We start from the raw sequence: 16,041 nt of genomic DNA on the forward strand, positions 1-16,041 counted from the left end.
CCGCACGCTTAGCGCGTCAAAGCTTTCAGAGCAATTTACCCTGCGCTTCGGACGCGCCCGGTGGTGGGCTTTTCGGTCTGGGCGGATTGCGCGGCGATGTGGGCGGCGCATCGCCGACCGCAACCCCGAGTGCGCCATCGCGGAAGTGCAGCGTCAGCGCCGTTTCGCCCGCTGCTGCGCCTTGGCTCATCACGGTTCGGCCTGCTCCATCGGTGACGCGCACATAGCCGCGCTGCAGCACCCGGTCTGGATCGAGCGAGACAAACAGGCGGGCCAGCCCGTCCAGCCGCCCGCGCGCCTGTCCGGCCCGCGCCGTGACCAGCGGCAGCGACAGGCGCCCGGCGACGCGCTGCAACTCGCCGCGCGCCAGCTGGGTCCGGTCGGTCAGGCCGCGGCGCAGGCGCTCGGCCTGATCATCCAGCCGCTGGGCATACGGGCTGAGCAAAGTCTGCGGCTGCGGCATACGCTCGGCCCGCGCCGCCAGCCGCTCACGCCCAAGTTGCAGCGGACGCTGCACCGCGCGGCGTTTGCGCAGCGCAAGTTCGCCAATCTGATTGATGAGTTCACTGCGCACCGGCACCGCCAGTTCGGCGGCAGCGGTGGGGGTAGGCGCGCGCAAGTCGGCGGCGAAATCGGCCAGGGTGGTGTCGGTCTCATGGCCTACGGCGGAAATGACCGGGATCGTGCAATCGGCGATCGCGCGGACGACTTCTTCTTCGTTGAAGCCCCACAGGTCTTCGATCGAGCCGCCGCCACGCGCCACGATCAGCGTATCGGGGCGGTCCGGGCCGGTCATTGCGGAAAATCCGCGCACCGCAGCCGCAATCTGCACTGCCGCGCCCTGGCCCTGGACCAGTACCGGCCAGACCAGCACGCGCACCGGAAACCGGTCTGACAACCGGTGGAGAATATCACGGATCACCGCGCCGGTCGGCGAGGTTACCACCCCGATGGTGCGCGGCAAGAACGGGATCGGCTGCTTGCGCGCCGGGGCGAACAGCCCTTCGGCTTCGAGCCGGGCCTTGGTTTTGGCCAGCAGCGCCAGCAGCGCGCCTTCGCCTGCCACTTCCATCCGTTCGATCACTAGCTGATAGTTCGAACGGCCGGGATAGGTCGTCAGCTTGCCGGTGGCGATCACCTCCAGCCCGTCTTCGGGCACGAACGGGAGCCGCCCGGCAGTGCCACGCCACATCACCGCATCGAGCCGCGCGTTCTCATCCTTGAGGCCCAGATAGAGATGCCCCGATGCCGCACGTTTGAAGCCGGTGATCTCACCGCGCACCCGGACAAAACCGAACCGATCCTCGACCATGCGCTTCAGCGCCGCGGAAATCTCGCTGACCGAGAGCGCTGCGGCGTTGTCGCCCACCACTTCCTTCGCTACCAGCCCGGCGGGTTGATCATCGGGGTAAGGCGAATTGGGCATGAATATCCTGTTGCTGGGATCGGGCGGTCGCGAACATGCGCTGGCGTGGAAGTTGGCGCAATCCTCGCTGTGCGACAAATTGTTCGCAAGCCCCGGCAATCCCGGTGTGGCGCACTATGCCGAACTGGTGGCGCTCGACGTCACCGATCACGGCGCAGTGCTGGCTTACTGCGAGGCGCAGCGGATTGGTCTGGTGGTGGTCGGCCCCGAAGCACCGCTGGTCGATGGCCTGGCCGATAGCCTGCGCGCGGCAGGCGTGCCGGTATTCGGACCCAGCAAGGCGGCCGCGCAGCTTGAAGGCAGCAAGGCCTTCACCAAGGAGCTGTGCGCGCGCCACGCCATTCCTACGGCCGGTTTCAAGCGCGTGACAAGTGCGGATGAAGGCCTGACCGCGCTCGATAGCTTTCCGATCCCGGTGGTGATCAAGGCCGATGGCCTGGCCGCGGGCAAGGGCGTGACCGTGGCAATGACCCGTGCCGAAGCCGAAACGGCGCTGGCCGAAATCTTCGATGGCCGCTTCGGCGCTGCCGGGGCCGAAGCGGTGATCGAGGAATTCATGGAAGGCGAGGAAGCGAGCTTCTTTGCCCTGACCGACGGGCACACCGTGGTCCCGTTTGGTTCCGCTCAGGACCACAAGCGGGTGGGCGACGGGGATACGGGGCCCAACACTGGCGGCATGGGGGCCTACAGCCCCGCCCCGGTGCTCACACCGCTGCTCGAAGGCGAGGCGCTGGAGCGGATCGTGGTGCCCACGGTGCGGGCCATGGCCGATGAAGGCATGCCCTATTCGGGCGTGCTCTATGCCGGACTGATGCTGACCCCGGAAGGCGTCAAGCTGATCGAATACAATTGCCGCTTCGGTGACCCTGAATGCCAGGTGCTGATGCTGCGGCTGGAAGCGGACCTTGGCGAACTGATGCTGGCGGTCGCGGAAAACCGCCTCGCCGCGCTGCAGCCGCCGCGCTTCTCGGCCGATACCGCGCTGACCGTGGTAATCGCGGCCCAAGGCTATCCAGACACGCCCACGGCGGGCGGCGCGATTGCCGGGATCGCGCGGGCTGAGGCGGGCGGCGCCAAGGTGTTTCACGCCGGCACCCGGCTTGAAGGCGGCGCACTGGTGGCCAGCGGCGGGCGGGTTCTCAACGTGACCGCGCGCGGCAATAGCGTTGGCGCGGCGCAGGCCGCGGCCTATGCTGCGGTGGACATGGTCGACTTCGCCGAAGGGTTCTGCCGCCGCGATATTGGCTGGCGCGAGGTGGTACGCGAGCAGCGCGGCTAGGCGCCGACCGCCTCTATCTCGGACAGGCTGCGCACGATGCCCGCCAAAGCGCCGCCGATCTGATCGAATTCACAATCGTCGAGCAAGGCATCAAGTTCGCTGAGCGCAATCGGCGTGCTGCGGGCCAGATCAGGAATGCGGCGCAGATCGAGGTGAGTCAGCCCCAGCGCGAACAGTTCGCGGTAAGCGACCCGTTCGGACAGCCCGGCGCCAAGCCGGAAATCGAGCCGCGGGGCAAGGCGGCGCAGCGCGCTGTCGACCTTGCCCTGGTTGTGGCTGGTATCCCGGCGTTTGCGGTTCTGCAGCACCAGCCAATCGAGCGCGGGCAGGCCGGCATCGCTGCGCGCAGCGCGCAGTTCGGCGACCATTGCCGCAAAGCAGCCCGGCCCCAGCAACCTGCCGTTGACCGGGTGGAACCGGCCGAGCAGATCGAGATCGACGAAGCTGGAATTGACCGGCGAGACGAGCAGTTCGGCCAAGGCAATCGCGCGCCGGGCGATCGGCGAATCGTGCCCGGCGGCATCGATCACGACATAGTCGCAATCCCACCCGGCGCGGGCAATTTCCTGGCACAATTGCGCGCCCGAAGGGTGCTGGAGCAGCAGGTGGCGCGGCATCGGCAGGCGCATGCCCAGCCGTTTTGCGGTGCCGCCGCGGCCAATCAGCGCGCGGCTGAGCGACTGCTGGCGGCGGTCCAGATCGATCGCCAGCACCTTGTGTCCGCAATCGGCCAGCGCCACGGCGAGATGGAAAGCCACGGTCGATTTGCCGACCCCGCCCTTTTCGTTGGCAACGGTGATGATCCGGGCATTGGTGCGGGGACGTGCGGCGATATCGGCCACCACCACGCGGGGATGTTCGCCATCCACCGCAACATCGCGGCGGCCCGCAAACTCCCCAATCGGCGTGACCACGTTCATGCGCCCGACCCCCTTTTTCCGCGCCCGGTTAACCCCCACGCGAATCGGCTATGGGGAAGGGCTAGTGGAAAAATCTGTGGAAATCGAATCTAGTGGGCTTGCGTTAAGGAATCGCGACAAGCCGGGATTAACCTTCGGGTAAGGCTGTTCCCGCCGCCTTCAGCCGAGCGCGTCAGCCAGGACACGCAAATCGGCCTCGGGCCGCGCGCCATAGTGCGCGATCACCTCGGCCGCGCAGATTGCGCCCAGCCGCAGGCAGTGTTCGGGGCTGCGGCCATTAACGTGCCCATGCAGGAACCCGGCGGCGAACAGATCACCCGCGCCGGTGGTATCAACCACGCGTTCAACCGGTTCGGCCGAGACCTGATACAGCGCCCCGCCGGTCGCCGCGACCGCGCCGTGTTCACCGCGCGTGATCACCAGCACCGGCACCTTGGCCTTGAGCAGATCGATCCCGTCGCGGAAATCGGGCAACCCGGTCAGCGCCGCCAGTTCGATGTGGTTGGCGAACAGGATGTCGATCTCGCCCGCTGCGATCATGGCGCGGAAATCGTCGCCGTGGCGCGCGATCACGAAGGCATCTGACAGGGTGAAGGCAACCTTGCGCCCGGCACCGCGCGCCGCCGCAATCGCCCGGCGCATCGCTGCACGCGGTTCTTCGGGATCCCACAGATAGCCTTCGAGGTAGAGCACTTCGGCGTCCGCAATCGCAGCTTCATCCAGCGCTGCAGGCGGCAGGTACTGCGAGGCGCCAAGATAGGTGTTCATGGTCCGCTGGCCATCGGGGGTGACGAAAATGAGACAACGCGCGGTCGGCGGATCACCGGCGCGGGCGGCCGTATCGAAGCGGATCCCGCCGGCGCGGATATCGTGGGCAAACACCTCGCCCAGCTGATCGTCGGCGACCTGACCGATGAAGGCGCAGCGGCTGCCGAGCGCGGCCAGGCCAGCCAGGGTGTTGGCCGCCGAACCGCCCGAAATCTCGCGCGCCGGGCCCATCGCATCATAAAGTTCGTGCGCCCGCCCGGTATCGACCAGCGTCATCCCGCCGCGCACCAGCCCGAGCTGCTCGATCAGCGCGTCTGCGCACGGCGCCATGACATCGACGATCGCATTGCCGATGGCGATAACCTGGGTGCTGGGCTGGGGCACGGGGGAACTCCTTGGCGCGAAAGGGCAATCGGGGCCGCGCCTAGCGGCTTTCGCGCCGCGATGGAAGCGGGCGTTGACAGCACGCGCCGGTGCGGCAATCCCCGTTGCCATGCTGTCCGCGCTGACCCTTGCCCTGGCCGACCTGTTTGACCGGCGGCTGCTGCCAATCTGGATCAAAAGCGCCCTTGCGACCCTGCTGGCAGTTGCGGTGCTGGGCGTCGCGGCATTTTTCGCCCTGCGGATGACTGCGCGCCATGTGATCGCAAATTCCGAACTCGCCGAAGTTCTGGTTCTGCTGCTGGCCCTGTTCGGGTCCTGGTTGCTGTGGCGGATCGTGGCGCTGGCGGTGCTGCAATTCTTCGCCGATGATGTGGTCGCGGCGATCGAGCGGCGCGACTATCCGGCCCACGCCGCGCAGGCCCGCAAGATCGGCTGGCAGGCCGAACTGTGCCGCGCCGCCGCATCGGCCACGCGGGCGCTGCTGTTCAACCTGTTGGCCCTGCCTTTCGCCTTGGCCCTGCTGGTCACCGGCGTGGGCGCCCCGTTGGTGTTCATCGCGGTCAACGCCGTGCTGCTGGGGCGCGAATTGCAGGATATGGTGTGGCTGCGCCATGGCGCCGCCGCGCAGACCGCTTCGCCGCTCGGGACGGGGGAGCGACTGGTGCTGGGCGGGGTGACCGCGCTTCTGCTGACCGTGCCGGTGGTCAATTTTGCCGCACCGTTCCTTGGCGCGGCTTGCGCGGTGCACCTGATTCATCGCAAGGGCTGGCTCCATGGATCGTAAAACCCTGATCGCGCTGGCCCTGGCCCCGGCGCTGGCCGCCTGCGGCACCACTTCTGCAAGCCCGGGTCCTGCTGCAACCCAGCCGCGCCCCCGCACCACCGCGCCGGTGCGCACCGCGCCCGCGCCGCCGCGGGTGCAGGTTGCGCCCGGCCTCGAAGCGGTGATCGGCAACAGCCGCGAAGGATTGATTGCCCAGTTCGGCGCACCCCGGCTCGACGTATGGGAAGGCGATGCTCGCAAGTTGCAGTTCACCGGCGGCCCGTGCGTGCTTGACGTCTATCTTTACCCTCCCGCTCCCGGCGGCGAGCCCGAGGCCTCCTACGTCGATGCCCGCCGCGCCAGCGACGGCCAGGATGTCGACCGCGCATCGTGCGTGGCGGCGCTGCGGAAGCGCTGATCGCAGAGGCGATCAGCGCACCCAATCACAAAGGTAACCACGATTTAAGGATAGTCTGGCAACTAGGCCCAAGGTTTGACTTGGGGGCGAGTTCGCCATGAGTATGGAATTTGGAAATCTGGCCGCTGTGGCCGCTGCAGACGGGGTCATTTCGGCCGCAGAAGTGCTTGAATTGCGCCGCCTTGGCTGGGCCGACGGGACAATGGATCCAGAAGAGGCGGAGGGGCTGTTTACGGCCAACGATGCCTGCACCCAGCCGACCCCGGAATGGTGCGATTTCTTTGTCGAGGCGCTTTCGAACTTCATCGTCCGGACGGTCGATCCCAAGGGCTATGTCGATGATGAAATGGCCGACGAGCTGATTTCGCGGATCGACCGCGACGGCCGGGTCGGCACCATGGCCGAGCTCGAGCTGCTGGTGCAGGTCTGCGAAGTGGCGCTGAACGTGCCCGAACAGCTGAAGGCTTATGTGCTCAAGCAGGTCGAGGACGCGGTGCTGAACGGCGAGGGTTTGACCCGCCACGGCGCGCTTGATCCAGGCGGCATCAACGCCGCCGAATGCACGCTGCTGCGCCGTCTGATTTTCGCCCCGGCCAGCGATCGCCCGGCCGCGGTCAGCCGCCGCGAGGCGGAAATGCTGTTCCGGATCAAGGACCACACGCTGTACGACGTGAACGCGCCCGAATGGGAAAAGCTGTTCGTGCAAGGGGTGGCAAACTACTTGTTCGCCTTTGGCGGCAATGCGCCGCTGAGCACTGTCCGCGCCGCCGAACTTGAGGCCTTCATGGGCAGCGAAGGCGCCGGGATTGGCGGCTTCCTGGGCAAAATGCTCACCTCCAAGCCCGATTTCAGCGGCGCTTTCGCAAGCCTGCTCGACCTTGGTCCGCATGCCCCTGAGGGTGACGCAGAAGCTGAGGAAGCGGGGCAACTATCGCCCGATGAAAGCGCCTGGCTGACCGACCTGCTCGATGCCGACGAGGAACTCGATCCGATGGAAAAGGCCTTGCTCGCGTGGATCGCGGAGGAAACTGGCGAAGTCTTCGGGGTGAAAGTCTGAATTTGGGCAAGGCGGCGGCTATGACCGGCCGCCCGCCCATGTCATCACGGCCGCAGCGAGGCTGAACCGGGATGAAGATGAGACCGCAAATATATCTCGCCGCGGCGTTGCTTCTGGCCGGTACCGGCATGATCGGCTGGGCTGCAGCGCACGGATTGATGCTCTGGCTTGACCAGCCGGTGTCTGCGGCGCTGGCGCTGCGCCATGGGCCAGCGTCCGACCGGCTGATCGCGGCAATGCAAGCGATCTCATGGCTCGGCGGCGGGCCCCAGCGCACCCCGATCGTAGCCGCAATCGCACTTGGCCTGTGGCGCTGGCGGGGCGCGGCGGCAGGCTGGTCGCTGGTGCTGACCGCGCTCGTTTCGAACCTGGTCAGCGGCTGGCTCAAGCTGAGCTTTGCCCGCGTCCGACCCGATCTGGTGCCGCATCTCGACAATGTTGCCGGCAGCCTGTCCTATCCCAGCGGCCATGCGACCAACGCGGCGGCGGTCTATCTGGTGTTTGCGCTGCTGGCTCCGGCGGAATGGCGCGGGCGGATGCTGGCACTGGCCGCACTGCTGGCGTTTCTGACCGGGCTTTCGCGGATCATGCTGGGGGTGCATTTCGCCAGTGATGTACTGGGCGGCTGGATGCTGGGCGCGGCCTTTGCGCTGCTCGCGGCCGCGCTGTGCCAACGCTGGTCTAAACCGTAAAGCTTTCGCCGCAGCCGCAGCTACCCTTGGCATTGGGGTTCTGGAACACGAATCCGGCGGTGAAATCGTCTTCCTGCCAATCCATCGTGCTGCCGATCAGGTAGAGCACCGAGGCGCTGTCGATGAAGAACAGCCCGCCCGGGGTCTCGATCTTCTCGTCCAGTGGATTGGCCTGGCTGACATAATCGACCGAATAGGCCAGCCCCGAACAGCCCCGGCGCGGGGTGGAAAGCTTGACCCCGATGGCATCTGCGGGCGCGTCAGCCATCAGATTCGCCACCCGCGTTTCGGCAGCAAGCGTCAGGATAATGGCAGCGGGGCGTTGGCGCGTGGTCGTGGTCATCTGCTGTCTTTCCCCCCTCCTGCTTGCGGGAGGGGCCGGGGGTGGGCCTGTCTCAGATAGGAATGCGCCAGGCCCTTGCCCACCCCTAACCCCTCCCGCAAGCGGGAAGGGAACTACAGCATCCCAAGCTCCAGCCGGGCTTCATCGCTCATCTTGGCTGGGTCCCACGGCGGATTCCAGACCAGGTTCACTTCGGCATCGCGCACCCCGGGTACTGCGCCGACGCGCAGCTCGACCTCGCCCGGCATCGATTCGGCCACCGGGCAATGCGGGGTGGTCAGCGTCATGGAAACAACCACGCCGCCATCTTCAGCCACATCGACGCCATAGATCAGCCCAAGGTCATAGATGTTGACCGGAATTTCGGGATCGAAAATGTCTTTCAGTGCGGCGATCACATTCTCATAGAGATCGCCGCCCGGCGCGGTGGGGTCGGCGCTCGCCGGTTTCGCATCGAGGAACCCGGCGAGGTAATCGCGCTTGCGTTCCAGTTTGTCGGCCGGGGCTTCGGCGTCATCGACTTTGGCGCGCGGCGGCGGGGCAACGCTATCGACTTCTTCAACCGTGAATTTCGGTTCCCCGATGTGCTCAGAAGCGTTCATCCGAAGATCCTCCGTGTCCGTTCAATTCCTGCCATCAACGCGGCAACATCGTCAGCGTCCGAATAGAGCCCGAAACTGGCCCGCGCAGTGGCGCTGACCCCCAGGTGCGCCATCAGCGGCTGGGCGCAGTGGTGCCCGGCGCGGATCGCCACACTGGTTCCATCGGGGCCAGGTTCGTCCAATATGGTGCCGAGATCGTGCGGATGCACCCCGTCCATTGCGAACGAAACGATACCTGCCGCATCCTCGGGCCCGAACAGCGTGATATCATTGCGCGCGCGCAAGGCCTCGCGCAGCTGGCCAACCAGCCGCGTTTCGTGGGCATGGATCGCGGCAAGTCCGATGCTTTCGACGTAATCGATCGCGGCATGCAGCCCCAGCACCTCGACGATCGCCGGGGTCCCGGCCTCGAACCGGGTAGGCGCGGAAGCATAGGTGGTGCGTTCAAAGCTGACCTTGTCGATCATCGAGCCGCCGCCTTGCCATGGCGGCATGGCTTCAAGCAGCGCCGCGCGGCCCCAAAGTGCACCGATACCGGTGGGGCCATAGAGCTTGTGCGCGGAGAAAGCATAGAAATCGCAGCCCAGTGCCGCGACATCGACCGCCATCCGCGGCACCGCCTGGCAGCGATCGAGCAGGAGCCTGGCCCCGTCCCGGTGCGCCAGATCGGCAGCCCGCGTGCAATCGAGCGTTGAGCCCAGCACGTTCGAAACATGCGCCAGCGCCACCATGGTGTGTTCAGGTGTGAGCATCTTCTCGGCAGCATCCAGATCGATGCACCCATCAGCGGTCAGCGGGCAGACATCGACCTGCCAGCCGGCCAGTTGCCACGGCACGATGTTGGAATGATGCTCAAGCACCGAAAGCAGCACGCGGCCCTTTTTCGGAAAGCTCTGCGCGACCAGATTGATCGCCTCGGTCGCGCCGCGCGCGAACACCACTTCGTCGGCCTTGCCGCCGATGAACTGTGCCACCCGTTCGCGCGCCGCTTCGTAGGCCAGCGTCATGTTCGCTGAACGCGCATAGACCCCGCGGTGGACCGTGGCATAATCCGCGCCCATCGCTCGCACGGTGGCATCGATCACGACTTGCGGTTTCTGCGCCGTGGCAGCGCTATCGAGGTAGTGCCAGCCACCGGCGAGGCCGGGGAAATCATCGCGCAGTGCCGCAGGTAGCGCCGCTCCGCCCTCGCCTTCCCAGCGCGACAGCGCGCGCGGGGTGGGGTTTTCAGCCACGTTCACAGCATCGCCTCCAGCGCCGCGATCGCCTGCTCGATCAGGGCATCCTCGTCCGCGGCCCCGGCGAAGGCTTCGGCCACGAAGGCTTGCAGCATCAGCCGCTTGGCGGTTTCGGGCGGCAGGCCGCGCTGCGCCATGTAGAACAGCGCACCGGCGTCCAGCTCACCCACCGCGCAGCCGTGGGCGCATTTCACATCATCGGCAAAGATCTCAAGCTCGGGCTTGGCATTGGCCGTGCTTTGCCGGTCAAGCAGCATCGCGCGGACCGATTGCGAGCCATCGGTGCCGTCCGCGCCCTTGGCGACGTGGACCTTACCGAGATAGTTCACGGTCGAACCCCCGCCCGCAACCGAACGCACCACCTGGCGGCTGACTGCATCGGGGGAAAGGTGTGCCACTTCGGTTACCACTTCGAGCACCTGCCCGGCACCCGCCAGCTGCGCCGCGCCGAACGTGAACCGCGCGCCTGCGCCCAGCTCGGCCCGCACCGCGATCCGGCCATAACCCGCAGCGGCGTTCAGCACATGCAGATCAAGCGAAGCACCTGCCGCCAGTGTGATCGAAAGTTCGCGCGCGCCGGTGTTGGCGAAGGACATAGCCCGGGCCTCGCCGGCAGCCACCACGATGGTCTCAACCGGCACCGGCCACAGCGGTGCTAGCGCGCCCAAATCCGCGTAGCGGAACTCCTCGTCCCTGCGGGTGGGAAGTGCAGTCACCCCGCCACCTCCTCATAACCATGCTCTTCCAGCTCGAGCGCCAGCTCCGCGCCGCCAGTACGGACGATCCGTCCATCCGCCAGCACGTGAACGAAATCGGGCTTAACGTAATCAAGCAGGCGCTGGTAATGGGTAATCAGCAGCACCGCCTTGTCAGGCGCGCGCATGGTGGCATTGATCCCGTCACCCACGATCCGCAGCGCATCGATATCGAGCCCGCTGTCGGTTTCATCGAGCACCGCCATGCTGGGGCCGAGGATCCCCATCTGGACCATTTCAGCGCGCTTCTTTTCGCCGCCCGAAAAGCCGACGTTGACCGGGCGCTTGAGCATTTCCATGTCCATCTTGAGCAGCGCCGCCTGCTCGCGCGCCAGCTTGAGGAACTCCCCGCCCGAAAGCGGCGCTTCACCGCGCCCCTTGCGCTGGGCGTTGAGGCTTTCGCGCAGGAACTGGACGAACGAGACGCCGGGAATCTCGACCGGATACTGGAACCCCAGGAACAGCCCCGCAGCCGCGCGTTCGTATGGTTCGAGCGCCAACAGGTCCTGCCCCATGAAGCTCACCGAACCCTCGGTCACCTCATAGCCGGGCCGCCCGCCCAGCACATAGGAAAGCGTCGATTTGCCCGCGCCATTGGGTCCCATGATCGCGTGCATTTCGCCCGCATTGATGGTCAGCGACAGCCCCTTGAGGATCGGCTTGTCGGCTACGGTGGCGTGGAGGTTTTCGATTTTGAGCATCAGGTCTCTCTGGAAATCAGGCTGTAACGCTTGTGCACCCGGTCAACCGGGGTGCCGTCGGCCAGCGGCATGGCGGGGGTCACGCCGTGATCGGCGAAGCCCAGCTTGGCGTAGAATGCCAGACCGCCCACGTTGTCGGCACGGATCGTGGCGTTGATGGCGCTATGGCCCAGATCGCGGGCCCGCGCTGTGGTGGCGGCGAACAAGGCTGAGCCGGCGCCTGACTGTTTGCGATCCAGCGCGGCGAAAGTGCCGATATCGCCCACATCATCGGGCAGGCCGGGATAGCGGCCGAGCGTCTGGAACGCGGCCACCTCGCCCGTCTCATCGATTGCGACGTGGCAGCAATGCACCTTGGGGCCGGTGAGGTAGACGGCATCGAGCGCCCCGGCGGTGAACTCGGCTTCAAGCGCAGTGGTGTTGCCCGCGCGGATGATCGGGTTGATCAGGCTGGCCAGGGCAGGTGCGTCAGTACTGGTGACGGGGCGGACGGTGAAGCTCATCGGTAGTCCCCGCGCGGCGGGGCGCTGCGCGTCTGATACGCCGGTTTGCGCGCCCGGCCGCGCTCTTCGTAGCGGGCCTTCATCGCCGCGACGATCTCTGCCACAACTGCGTCGGGTTCTTCCAGCACGCGCGCGGCGGGGAAGCGCAGCAGCTTGACGCCGACCGCTTCAAGGCTCTTGTCGCGCCGCGCGATCAGCGCCGGATCGCCGCCCTCATCGATCGACACCGCGACCTTCAGCGGGTTGCAAGCAAAATCGAGGATCGCCGAGCCGATCACCTGCTGGCGGGTAAGCTTGAACTTGCCGAGGTTGGCCTCGCCCAGCTTTTCGCCCAGCAGCTTTTGCGCTGGGGTCTGTTCCATCCGGTTGTGTCTGGCGCGGTCGTGAATCTTGTCGAGCCGCTGGTCCGAAATCGCCCAACCACGCCCGCGCTTCTCCAGCTCGGGGGCCTCGGTGCGCTCGTCAAGCGGGCGGACGGTGAGGGTTTTCTTCATTCAGCCCGTCCTGCAGGACCAATGCCGTCCGGCTGCTGCATTCGCGCAATCTGGCGTTCCATGAGGCCCACCCCATATTTGTACATGCTTTCGAACAGCGCGGCACCTTGCTCGTCGCTCATTCCGTCTGGTTCGACCGTACCGCGCCAGGTGAGTTCGGATGTTCGCGCATCGACCGAAGCGACCGACATGGTGGCGGCGTAGGATTTGACCGGGAACGGCGAGCTAACGATCGAATAGCTGTAAAAACGATCACCCTCGGCTTCGAGCCGGTCGACGACTTGCCGGCCATCATCAAGCGTCAGCGTCCGCAGCGCACCGATACCTTCGCCCTCCTGAACGCAAGCCTCGGGCGGACGACCCGACCATCTGCCAACCTGGCCGAAATCACCAATCAAGGCCCACAATTCTTCAACCGGAAGAGCGAACCGATGCTGCAATTGGGCAATGCCTGTCATCCGACACTCCCTTCCAGTGAAATCCCCAGCAGCTTCTGCGCCTCAACCGCAAACTCCATCGGCAGTTGCTGCAGCACCTCTTTCGCAAAGCCGTTGACGATGAGCGCCACAGCCGCTTCGGCGTCCAGCCCGCGTTGCATCGCGTAGAACAGCTGGTCGTCAGAGATTTTCGACGTGGTCGCCTCGTGTTCGATCTGCGCGCTGGGATTGCGCACCTCGATATAGGGCACGGTATGCGCGCCGCAGTCTTTGCCGAGCAGCAGCGAATCGCACTGGGTGAAATTGCGCACGCCTTCGGCGCCCGGTGCCACGCGGACCAGGCCGCGATAGGTGTTCTGACTCTTGCCGGCCGAGATGCCCTTGGAAATGATCGTCGAGCGGGTGCCCTTGCCGTTGTGGATCATTTTTGTGCCGGTATCGGCCTGCTGGTAATTGTTGGTCACCGCGACCGAATAGAACTCGCCAACCGAATCTTCGCCGTTGAGAACGCAGCTGGGATATTTCCACGTCACCGCTGAGCCGGTTTCGACCTGGGTCCACGAAACCTTGCTGCGCTTGCCCTGGCACAGCGCGCGCTTGGTGACGAAGTTGTAGATCCCGCCCAGCCCTTCGGCATTGCCGGGGTACCAGTTCTGCACGGTCGAATACTTGATCTCGGCATCGTCCAATGCGACCAGTTCGACCACGGCGGCGTGAAGCTGGTTTTCATCGCGCATCGGCGCAGTGCAGCCCTCCAGGTAGCTGACATAGCTGCCCTTTTCGGCAATGATCAACGTGCGTTCGAACTGCCCGGTGTTCTCGGCATTGATCCTGAAATAGGTGCTGAGCTCCATCGGGCAGCGCACGCCTTCGGGAATGTAGACGAAGGTCCCATCGGAAAAGACCGCACAATTGAGCGCCGAAAAGAAGTTGTCCTGCATCGGCACGATCTTGCCGAGCCACTTCCTGACCATGTCGGGATATTCGCGGATCGCCTCCGAGATCGAGAGGAAGATCACCCCCGCGCGCTTCAGTTCCTCGCGGAAGGTGGTGGCGACCGAAACCGAATCGAACACCGCATCGACCGCAACCTTGCGCGCGCCTTCAACTCCGGCGAGCACCTTTTGCTCCTCCAGCGGAATGCCAAGCTTTTCGTAAACCCGCAGGATTTCGGGATCGACCTCGTCAAGGCTCGCCAGCTTGGGCTTCAGCCTCGGCGCGGCGTAGTAGTAGGCGTCCTGATAATCGATCGGCGGAATGTTGAGCTTGGCCCAATCGGGCATCGGCATGGTTTGCCAGTGGCGGAACGCCTTGAGCCGCCAGTCGAGCATCCATTCGGGCTCGTTCTTCTTGGCCGAAATGAACCGGACGGTGTCCTCATTCAGCCCCTTGGGCGCGAAATCGGTTTCGATATCGGCCGACCAGCCGTGCTCGTAATCGGCGACTTTGGCAGCGGCATCGCGCGCGGCCTGGTCTTTTACCATCTCGTTCATGCCGCCACCTCTGCCAGACGCGAGAGCGAAACTTCGGCCAGCGCGCCGCGCATTGCGGTGTTGACCAGCGCCCAGTGCGGGCGGACCGCGCAGCCGGTTTCCATTCCGCAATCATGCTTGCCCTCGGGCGCGCAGGCGGTCAGCGCGATCGGGCCTTCGACCGCCTCGATGATATCGGCCAGCGTGATCGCGGCGGCTGGGCGTGCCAAAGTCAGCCCGCCGTGCGCCCCGCGAACCGAACGCAGCAGGCCCGCTGCCGTCAATCGGCTGACCAGCTTCTGCACGGTCGGCGCGGGCAGCCCGGTTTCCGCCGCCAGCTGGCTGGCCGAAACGCGTGCGTGGCCGCAGTGGCGCGCGGCGGCGCTCATCGTGACGACGGCATAATCGGCCATGCTGGACAGGCGCACGGGGCAATTCCTTCAAATCGGACTGATTCGTTCCGAATTGCACCTAGGCGCAGCGCGCGGCGGATACAAGATGCCTGAAGGGCAAAAAAAGAGCGACCTTCGGGCCGAAGCCTGAAGGTCGCCTTTAAAGTTAGGACCTTTCTCGCAAGCGAGTCGGGGTCCTTCGGGTCGCACCAGTGTGATACGAGGCGATTTCTGCGACGAATTGTATGGATTCGACAGATAAACCGTTTAAAATCCCATGATATCGCTCCCAAAATCGATTGCAGGCAGACGAGGCGGATCGTTCACCGCGAATCGACTCGGCGCGGCCGCGATGCCATAGGCGCGGCCATGCTCTATTCGCTGCTGCGCCCCGCGCTGTTCCTGCTCGATCCCGAACCCGCGCACGCCATGTCGATCGCTGCGCTGAAATTGCTGCCGGGCGGTGCGCAAGCGGCCGGACCGCTGGCCACCACGGTGGCGGGCCTCGCCTTCCCCAACCCGTTGGGGATGGCGGCGGGCTATGACAAGGATGGCGAAGTGCCCGATGCGCTGCTGGGGCTGGGCTTCGGCTTTGCCGAGGTCGGCTCGGTCACCCCCTTGCCCCAGGCTGGCAACCCCCGCCCCCGGCTGTTCCGGCTGACCCAAGACCGTGCGGTGATCAATCGCATGGGCTTCAACAACGGCGGGGCCGAAGCGGCAATAGCGCGGCTGGCGCAGCGGGCTGGCAGGCCCGGAATTGTCGGGATCAACGTCGGTGCGAACAAGGATTCGCCCGACCGGGTGGCCGACTATGCCACGATGGTGCGGCTGATGGCACCGCTGGCCAGCTATCTGGCGATCAACATCTCCAGCCCCAACACCCCGGGCCTGCGCGCGCTGCAGGATGAAGGCGCGCTGGCCGCGCTGCTCGATGCGGTGTTGGCCGCGCGCGGGGCAAGCGGCCCACCGATTTTTCTCAAGGTCGCCCCCGATCTTGAGCCGGGCGATATCGATGCAATCGCCCGGATCGCCATGGACAAACGGATCGACGCGCTGATCGTCTCGAATACCACGACCAGCCGCCCGCCGCTCCGCTCGCGCCATGCACAGGAAATCGGCGGGCTTTCGGGCGCGCCGCTGCACGATCTGGCGCTGGGGCGGCTGCGCACCTTCCGAAAGGCCACCGGCGGCGCGATGCCGCTGGTCGGGGTGGGCGGGATCGCCAGCGCTGCGCAGGCCTGGCAGCGGATCCGGGCCGGGGCCAGCCTGGTGCAGCTCTACAGCGCGATAACCTATGAAGGCCCGGGGATCGCCCGGCGCATCGTCACGGGGCTGGAACGCCTGATGAAGCGCGATGGCTTTGCCGCCATTGCCGAAGCCGTCGGGAGCGAATAGCG

Annotated in this window: 19 protein-coding genes; 6 read left to right on the top strand and 13 right to left on the bottom strand. The window is 65.7% G+C overall.

Going from position 1 to position 16,041, the window contains the following annotated elements:
* Window positions 1–25 precede the first annotated feature (25 nt).
* Window positions 26–1,426 carry an exodeoxyribonuclease VII large subunit gene (xseA, locus tag RMN99_RS01505; protein ID WP_309621520.1) on the bottom strand — a complete coding sequence of 467 codons (1,401 nt, stop codon included), beginning with the start codon at window positions 1,424–1,426 and terminating at the stop codon, window positions 26–28.
* On the opposite strand from xseA, the gene purD reads away from it, so the two are divergent.
* Window positions 1,425–2,705, top strand: coding sequence for a phosphoribosylamine--glycine ligase (gene purD / locus RMN99_RS01510; RefSeq protein ID WP_309621521.1), 1,281 nt, complete (start codon window positions 1,425–1,427; stop codon window positions 2,703–2,705). The two genes, xseA and purD, sit on opposite strands and share 2 nt — an antisense overlap.
* On the opposite strand, the gene RMN99_RS01515 is transcribed toward purD, so the two are convergent.
* Together RMN99_RS01515 and RMN99_RS01520 are read right to left on the bottom strand one after the other, a co-directional pair.
* Window positions 2,702–3,625, bottom strand: coding sequence for a division plane positioning ATPase MipZ (locus RMN99_RS01515; protein WP_309621522.1), 924 nt, complete (start codon window positions 3,623–3,625; stop codon window positions 2,702–2,704). The two genes, purD and RMN99_RS01515, sit on opposite strands and share 4 nt — an antisense overlap.
* Window positions 3,626–3,784: 159 nt before the next feature.
* A complete protein-coding gene (locus RMN99_RS01520; protein WP_309621523.1) occupies window positions 3,785–4,777 on the bottom strand; it encodes an adenosine kinase in 993 nt (330 codons plus the stop codon).
* 73 nt (window positions 4,778–4,850) lie between these two features.
* On the opposite strand from RMN99_RS01520, the gene RMN99_RS01525 reads away from it, so the two are divergent.
* From RMN99_RS01525 to RMN99_RS01540, 4 genes are all read left to right on the top strand, one after another.
* A complete protein-coding gene (locus tag RMN99_RS01525) occupies window positions 4,851–5,561 on the top strand; it encodes an EI24 domain-containing protein (RefSeq protein WP_309621524.1) in 711 nt (236 codons plus the stop codon).
* Window positions 5,551–5,958, top strand: a complete 408-nt coding sequence (locus tag RMN99_RS01530) for a hypothetical protein (RefSeq protein ID WP_309621525.1) — start codon at window positions 5,551–5,553, stop codon at window positions 5,956–5,958. Before RMN99_RS01525 ends, RMN99_RS01530 begins: the two co-directional genes overlap by 11 nt.
* A 97-nt stretch (window positions 5,959–6,055) precedes the next feature.
* The gene (locus RMN99_RS01535; protein WP_309621526.1) at window positions 6,056–7,015 is read left to right on the top strand and encodes a hypothetical protein; all 960 of its coding nucleotides are present in this window, start codon (window positions 6,056–6,058) and stop codon (window positions 7,013–7,015) included.
* Between the two features lie 77 nt (window positions 7,016–7,092).
* Window positions 7,093–7,707, top strand: a complete 615-nt coding sequence (locus RMN99_RS01540; protein ID WP_309621527.1) for a phosphatase PAP2 family protein — start codon at window positions 7,093–7,095, stop codon at window positions 7,705–7,707.
* Here the strand turns inward: RMN99_RS01540 and RMN99_RS01545 are convergent.
* From RMN99_RS01545 to RMN99_RS01590, 10 genes are all read right to left on the bottom strand, one after another.
* Entirely contained in the window at window positions 7,697–8,050 is a 354-nt protein-coding gene (locus tag RMN99_RS01545) for an iron-sulfur cluster assembly accessory protein (RefSeq protein ID WP_309621528.1), read from the bottom strand. The genes RMN99_RS01540 and RMN99_RS01545 overlap by 11 nt on opposite strands.
* A gap of 113 nt (window positions 8,051–8,163) precedes the next feature.
* Window positions 8,164–8,652 carry an SUF system Fe-S cluster assembly protein gene (locus tag RMN99_RS01550; RefSeq protein WP_309621529.1) on the bottom strand — a complete coding sequence of 163 codons (489 nt, stop codon included), beginning with the start codon at window positions 8,650–8,652 and terminating at the stop codon, window positions 8,164–8,166.
* Window positions 8,649–9,815 (bottom strand): cysteine desulfurase, encoded by a 1,167-nt coding sequence (locus RMN99_RS01555; RefSeq protein WP_309621548.1) that lies wholly within the window; start codon window positions 9,813–9,815, stop codon window positions 8,649–8,651. Before RMN99_RS01555 ends, RMN99_RS01550 begins: the two co-directional genes overlap by 4 nt.
* Before the next feature lie 74 nt (window positions 9,816–9,889).
* Entirely contained in the window at window positions 9,890–10,606 is a 717-nt protein-coding gene (locus RMN99_RS01560; RefSeq protein ID WP_309621530.1) for a SufD family Fe-S cluster assembly protein, read from the bottom strand.
* Window positions 10,603–11,346 (bottom strand): Fe-S cluster assembly ATPase SufC, encoded by a 744-nt coding sequence (gene sufC / locus RMN99_RS01565; RefSeq protein ID WP_309621531.1) that lies wholly within the window; start codon window positions 11,344–11,346, stop codon window positions 10,603–10,605. Before sufC ends, RMN99_RS01560 begins: the two co-directional genes overlap by 4 nt.
* Window positions 11,346–11,849: a GNAT family N-acetyltransferase gene (locus RMN99_RS01570; RefSeq protein ID WP_309621532.1), complete on the bottom strand. Its 504-nt coding sequence runs from the start codon at window positions 11,847–11,849 to the stop codon at window positions 11,346–11,348. Before RMN99_RS01570 ends, sufC begins: the two co-directional genes overlap by 1 nt.
* Window positions 11,846–12,343 (bottom strand): DUF559 domain-containing protein, encoded by a 498-nt coding sequence (locus RMN99_RS01575; protein ID WP_309621533.1) that lies wholly within the window; start codon window positions 12,341–12,343, stop codon window positions 11,846–11,848. The genes RMN99_RS01570 and RMN99_RS01575 overlap by 4 nt, the downstream gene beginning before the upstream one ends.
* Window positions 12,340–12,801 (bottom strand): SRPBCC family protein, encoded by a 462-nt coding sequence (locus RMN99_RS01580; protein WP_309621534.1) that lies wholly within the window; start codon window positions 12,799–12,801, stop codon window positions 12,340–12,342. The genes RMN99_RS01575 and RMN99_RS01580 overlap by 4 nt, the downstream gene beginning before the upstream one ends.
* Entirely contained in the window at window positions 12,798–14,273 is a 1,476-nt protein-coding gene (gene sufB / locus RMN99_RS01585) for a Fe-S cluster assembly protein SufB (RefSeq protein WP_309621535.1), read from the bottom strand. Before sufB ends, RMN99_RS01580 begins: the two co-directional genes overlap by 4 nt.
* Window positions 14,270–14,680: an SUF system Fe-S cluster assembly regulator gene (locus RMN99_RS01590; protein ID WP_309621536.1), complete on the bottom strand. Its 411-nt coding sequence runs from the start codon at window positions 14,678–14,680 to the stop codon at window positions 14,270–14,272. The genes sufB and RMN99_RS01590 overlap by 4 nt, the downstream gene beginning before the upstream one ends.
* A 333-nt stretch (window positions 14,681–15,013) precedes the next feature.
* Between RMN99_RS01590 and RMN99_RS01595 the strand changes: the two genes are divergently transcribed.
* A complete protein-coding gene (locus tag RMN99_RS01595) occupies window positions 15,014–16,039 on the top strand; it encodes a quinone-dependent dihydroorotate dehydrogenase (RefSeq protein ID WP_309621537.1) in 1,026 nt (341 codons plus the stop codon).
* The last annotated feature ends 2 nt before the right edge of the window (window positions 16,040–16,041 follow it).

Source organism: Novosphingobium sp. (assembly GCF_031417815.1).
Classification (GTDB): Bacteria; Pseudomonadota; Alphaproteobacteria; order Sphingomonadales; family Sphingomonadaceae; genus Novosphingobium.